This is a genomic window from Kitasatospora sp. NPDC059747 (assembly GCF_042732955.1).
Taxonomy (GTDB): domain Bacteria; phylum Actinomycetota; class Actinomycetes; order Streptomycetales; family Streptomycetaceae; genus Kitasatospora.
The window spans coordinates 80,660-85,723 of sequence record NZ_JBHWGV010000013.1 but is presented as its reverse complement, the minus strand read 5'-3'; the positions used below and the strand labels follow the sequence as shown (position 1 = coordinate 85,723).

The window sequence follows — 5,064 nt, the reverse complement described above, 5'->3', positions numbered from 1 at the left end:
CCGTTTTTAGGCCGCGGGCGGCCCGGGTGGTTTGTGGGTGCGGGTGTGGGGGTGGGTGGGGGGGGGGGGGGGCGCGCCGCCCGGGGGGGCGCGGGGCGCACGTCAGGCGGACGTCAGGCGAGCATCTGGTGGAGGGCGGGGAAGACGATCAGGACGGTCATCAGCAGGGTCAGCGCGGACCCGGGGGCGACCATCCGCTCGCTGTCGGCGTTGGCGCGGGCCAGGTCCTCGGCGAGCAGTTCGCCCCGCAGGCCCTTGGCGCGGGCCCGCAGGGTGTCGTACACGGCGGCGCCGTCGGTGCCGGACAGGCGCATGATGTCGGCGACGTCCTGGAGCGGGGTGAGGCCGAGTTCGGCGGCCAGCGCGTCCAGTCCGGCCCACGGCGGCATGCGGTCGGTGGCGGCGCGGTCGAGGGCGTCGCGGATGCGCAGGAACACCGTGCCGCGCCCGACCGAGGCGGCCCGGCGCAGCGCCTCGGCCGGCCCGCAGTCGGCGGCCCGTTCGAGCGCGACGAGTTCGAGGTAGGCGGCGATGCCGTGCAGGTACTCGACGCGCGCCTCCTTGGCCTCGCCGGCGACGATGGCGTCGGGGACGAACCAGAGCAGCGCGGCCAGCAGCGGTCCGGCCACCATCGGCAGGGCGAAGGGCAGTTGGACGTCCACGACGGCGAACACCGCCGCCAGGTAGGCGGGCAGCATCAGGCCGATCACGGCGAACAGCAGCTTGTGCACCATGAAACGGGCCGGAGTGCGGCCGATCAGGGCGAGTTCGCGGTGCGGGACGCGCACCCCGCGCACGGCGACGGAGCGCTCGCCGATCCGGTCGTACCAGCGCGGGCGCTCGTCCGGGTCCTCGGGGCGGTCGGCGGGGACGCGGTGCAGCCGGTCCAGGGCCTGGCGCAGGTCCGGCGGCGCCGGGCGCAGTTCGGCGATCAGCAGCGCGACGCCGCCGGCCGCGGCGGCACCGGCCAGGACGGACCACGGCGAGATCATCGGGCCTCCCCGAGCAACTCCGCTGCCTCGTCGGCGCCTTGGGCGTCCTGGCCGGGCGCGGCACGGCGGCGGCCGGTGCGGCTGCGCCGGTCGGCCACCAGCAGCCGGGGCACCGGCGGGTGGGAGGCGAGCGCGCGCATCCACGCGATGATGGCGACGAACAGCGCGGCGACGACGGCGAGCACGACCTGCCCGACGAGGGTGGTGTACGGGCGGGTGTAGTCGGAGTTGAAGGCGCCGACCACTATCACCAGCGTGATGATGCCGACCAGCCAGCGGATCGTGGTGCGGTGCTTGGAGCGGTCGGCCTCGATGGCGCGGCGCTGGCGCACCTCCTCGCGCACCGAGTCGGCCATGTCGGCGAGCGCGCGGGCGAGGCCGGGGCCGCTGTCGCCGGCCCGCAGGAGGAGCGCGGCGAGCACCTTGTCGGCGGTGGCGTCGGCGAGGCTGTCGGCGAAGGCGCGCAGCGCCTCCTCGGGCCGCCAACGGGCCTGGAGGCGGGCGGCGAGCTCGCCGATCTCCTCCTCCAGGGCGGCGGGGGCGGTGCGGCGGCTGGTGACGATCGCCTGGTTGAGGCCGACGCCGAGCAGCAGCACGTCCGCGATGCGCTGGGTCCACTCGGAGAGCGCTTCGAGGCGTTCGATCCGGTGGGTGTCGGAGCGGGTGGTGTCGAACAGCCAGGGCAGGCCGAACACGGCGAGCGGCACCAGCAGGGCGGTCAGCGGGATGCCGGTGAACAGCCAGCCGAGCGCGGCGCCGATCAGCGCGAGCGGCAGCTGGATCCGGCGCAGGCGCACCATCCGGGCGGGGGCGGTGCCGGGGGCGCCGTACCAGAGCGTGTGGGCCCGGGTGGCGAGCGGGTTCTCCTGCTCGTCGCCGCCGTCCGCTTCCGGCGCCGGTTCGCTGCCGCGGGCCCACGCCACCAGGGCGACGACGCCACCGGTGACCAGCAGCCCGCACAGCACGAAGAGCAGCATCATCGGGCGCCACCGCCGATCCGCAGCTGGAGCTGGGAGGCCCAACTCCCGTAGCGGGAGCCGAGGAGCGAGGCGTCGAAGCCGGCCCGGCGCAGGTCGTCCAGGCACTGCGGCGGGGTGTGCGGGACGGCGCGCGGCTCGCCGAGCTCGGGGCGCGGGCCGAAGACGGTGTTCAGCGCGGGCCGGCCGCTCTCGCCGAGGCCGGTGACCTCCAGGACGTGCGAGACGAAGCGGTGCCGGCGCCCGCCGACGGCCGTCTCGTCGACCATGGCGACGTGGACGATCAGGTCCAGCGCGTTGGCGGTGAGGCGGTAGGCGAGGCCGTCGGTCATGTGCGAGCCGTACTCCAGGCAGAGTTCGGCGATGCGGTCGACGACCATGTGCGGGCCGCGGGCGTGCAGCGTGCACATCGAGCCGCCCTCGCCGTTGGTCATGACGCGCAGCATCGGCACGACCTCGCCGGAGCGGACCTCGCCGACGATGATCCGCGAGAGCGTCATCCGCAGCGCGGCCGGGATGAGGTCGCCGATCGTCAACTCACCTGCCAGGCGGCCCTCGACGCGTTCCCCGTTGCCCTCGCGGGCCTCCATCGGGACGACCTGGCGCAGGTGGCCGAGGGTGTGCAGCCAGAGCTCGAACTCCGACTCCAGGGTGCCGATCCGCTCGTCCGGCGGGATCTCGGCGGCCATGGCGCGCAGCAGGCTGGTCTTGCCGACGCCCTGGGTGCCGGTGATCATCACGTTCTTCCGGGCCCGGATGGCGGCGGCCAGGAAGGCGGCCAAGGTGCTGTCCAGGGTGCCGAGCCGGACCATCTCGGGGAGCGTCGCGGAGGCCACCCGGTGGCGCCGGATCGCGACGTACGGGCGGGGCGTGACCTCGGTGAGCGCCTGGAGGCGCATGCCGCCCTCCAGGCGCAGGGCGAGGGTCGGGCTGGCGGTGGAGAGGCTGCGCTCTCCACCGCCGTGCTGGCGGGCCAGGTCCTGGAGCAGCTCGACGAGTTCGGCGTCGCTGTCGGCCACCGGCGGCACCTGGCGCAGCGGCTGGTGCACGCGCGAGACCCAGACGTCGTCGCAGCCGTTGATCAGGATGTTCTCGATCTCCGGGTCGTCCAGGTAGGGCTGGAGCCGCCCGGCGCGGAACAGCAGGTCGAACACGGCCTCGGCGAGCGCGCGGTCCTGCTCCCGGGTGGGCGGGATGCCGTGGGTCTGCGCGTAGGCGTCCGACCAGCGCGCGACGGCCTCCTCGATGAGCGCCCGGCCGCGCTGGCGGCGGGTGGCGCGGTCCGGCTCGGCGCCGGTGCCGGAGGTCAACCGGGCGATCTGCTGGTGCAGTTCGGCCGCGACCTGGCGCTTGAGCTCGCGCGCGACCTGCGGGTCGACGGCCGGCCGGGTCCCGGCGCCGCGCAGGTCGAGCGAGGGCAGCTGGGACGGGACGGCGGTGGGCCCGGCCGGCGCCGCCGCGTACGCGGACTGCTGGGCGTGCTGCTGTGACTGTTGGGCGTGCTGATGCGGCTGTTGGTCGGGCACCGGCTGGGGCACGGGCTGAGGCGCCGACTGGGGCACCGGCTGCGGATGGACCGGCCCGGTCGCGGGCAGCGGGCCCGACCACGGGAGCGCGGCCGGATCGGCGGACGGGCGCTGGTGCAGGGGGCTACCGCGCACGGAGCACCTCCCCGGGGCCGTGGGGCCGACCGTTCACCGGGGGCTGCTGCTCCTGGTGCGGGTCCGGCTCCTGGACGTGCTGTTCTGGGACCTGCTGCTGCGGGTGGGACTGCTGCTGGACGTACGGCTGCTGCGGCTGTTGTCCGTAGGCCTGCTGCTCGTAGGTCCGTTGCTCGTAGGTCCGTTGCTCGTACGCCTGCTGCCCGTGCGCCTGCGGGGCGTACGGCGACGGGGCCTGCACCTGCGGGCCGTACGCCTGCGGCCCCTGCCCGGGGAACGGCGCGGGTGCGGCCGGCTGCGGCGCGAGCCCGGCGAGCGGCGCCACCGGGCCGGTGACGATCACCGGCGCGACCGGCTGCGGCTGCGCCTGGAACTGCACCTGGGCCTGCGGCTGTACCTGCGGCCGCACCTGGCCGGACGACTGCATGGGAGACTGCAACCTCGCCTGAGCGTACGGAAGTTGCTCCGCCTCCACCGACGACGGCGCCGCCATGGCAGCCCCGGCGGGCACGCCGACCGGCGCCCCCGGCTGCGCGCTCCGCGCGGGCGCGGCGACGGGCCCCGCCATCGACGCCACCGGCGCCACCGCCGCGACCGGCACGTGCGCCACCGCCTGTCCGGGCGCCAGCCGCTGGCGCCGACGGCGCACCGCGAGCTGCACCTCGTCCGCCGCCGACCGCGCCGTGCGCATCAGCTCCGAACGGATGAACCGCCGGTCGGTGATGTCCCCGCCGTCGGAGAGCACCCGCGCGGTGCGCACCGCGTGCGGCAGCAGCCCGAGCACCGGCAGGCCGAACTCGCGCGACACCTCCGCCGCCGAGTACGGCCCCTCCGCGACGAGCAGCAGCCCGAGCGCGTCCGCCCCGGTGCCGGCCGTCGCCAGGTCCTCGGCGAGCGCGGCCAGCCGGGGCCGGGCCGCGCTCAGCCCGCGCAGGGTCGTCCGCACGGTGGCCGCGACGACGTCCGCCCGGCGGGCGAGGACGGCGCTCGCGCCGGTGGTGCCGGAGCGGCCGAGGTCCACGATGACGTCGTAGCCCTGCTGTTCGAGCCCGTGCAGCAGGTCGGCGAGCGGCTCCCAGGTGTAGGCGAGGCCGGGCGCCTGGCTCGGGTCGGTGAGGCCGGGCAGCAGGAGGCGCTCGGCGGTGCCGTCCGGGGAGAGGTCGACGAGCTGTTCCCAGAGCATCTGGGCGAGCAGGCCGCGCCGGTCGGCGATGGCCAGGTTGCGCAGTCCGTACACCGCTTCGACGCGCCCCTCCAGGGCGCCCGCGAGCACGGCGCCGCCGTGCGGGGCGGGCGGGACGAGGGCCGCCCCCCCGCCGGGGGGCCACGGGCCGGGGGGCCCGGGGGGCCGCGGGGGGCGGGGGGCCGGGGGCGCGCGCCCGGGCCCCCCCGCGGCGGGGGCGGCGCGAGACGGAGAGGGCGGCCCCCCGCGGG

At 76.6% G+C, this 5,064-nt stretch carries 4 protein-coding genes; all 4 read right to left on the bottom strand.

Going from position 1 to position 5,064, the window contains the following annotated elements; translation table 11 throughout:
* Positions 1-113: 113 nt before the first annotated feature.
* The 4 genes from ACFV4G_RS08590 to ACFV4G_RS08575 are packed head-to-tail and all read right to left on the bottom strand — an operon-like array spanning position 114 to position 4,903.
* A complete protein-coding gene (locus ACFV4G_RS08590) occupies positions 114-992 on the bottom strand; it encodes a hypothetical protein (RefSeq protein WP_380437911.1) in 879 nt (292 codons plus the stop codon).
* A complete protein-coding gene (locus ACFV4G_RS08585; RefSeq protein ID WP_380437909.1) occupies positions 989-1,972 on the bottom strand; it encodes a type II secretion system F family protein in 984 nt (327 codons plus the stop codon). Before ACFV4G_RS08585 ends, ACFV4G_RS08590 begins: the two co-directional genes overlap by 4 nt.
* Positions 1,969-3,630, bottom strand: a complete 1,662-nt coding sequence (locus ACFV4G_RS08580) for a CpaF family protein (RefSeq protein WP_380437907.1) — start codon at positions 3,628-3,630, stop codon at positions 1,969-1,971. The genes ACFV4G_RS08585 and ACFV4G_RS08580 overlap by 4 nt, the downstream gene beginning before the upstream one ends.
* Entirely contained in the window at positions 3,620-4,903 is a 1,284-nt protein-coding gene (locus tag ACFV4G_RS08575; protein WP_380437905.1) for a hypothetical protein, read from the bottom strand. Before ACFV4G_RS08575 ends, ACFV4G_RS08580 begins: the two co-directional genes overlap by 11 nt.
* Positions 4,904-5,064: the final 161 nt, after the last annotated feature.

Excerpts from the sequence above, each read along its gene's own strand:
- ACFV4G_RS08585 (WP_380437909.1), bottom strand. The coding sequence starts at position 1,972 with ATGATGCTGCTCTTCGTGCTGTGCGGGCTGCTGGTCACCGGTGGCGTC.
- ACFV4G_RS08590 (WP_380437911.1), bottom strand. The coding sequence starts at position 992 with ATGATCTCGCCGTGGTCCGTCCTGGCCGGTGCCGCCGCGGCCGGCGGC.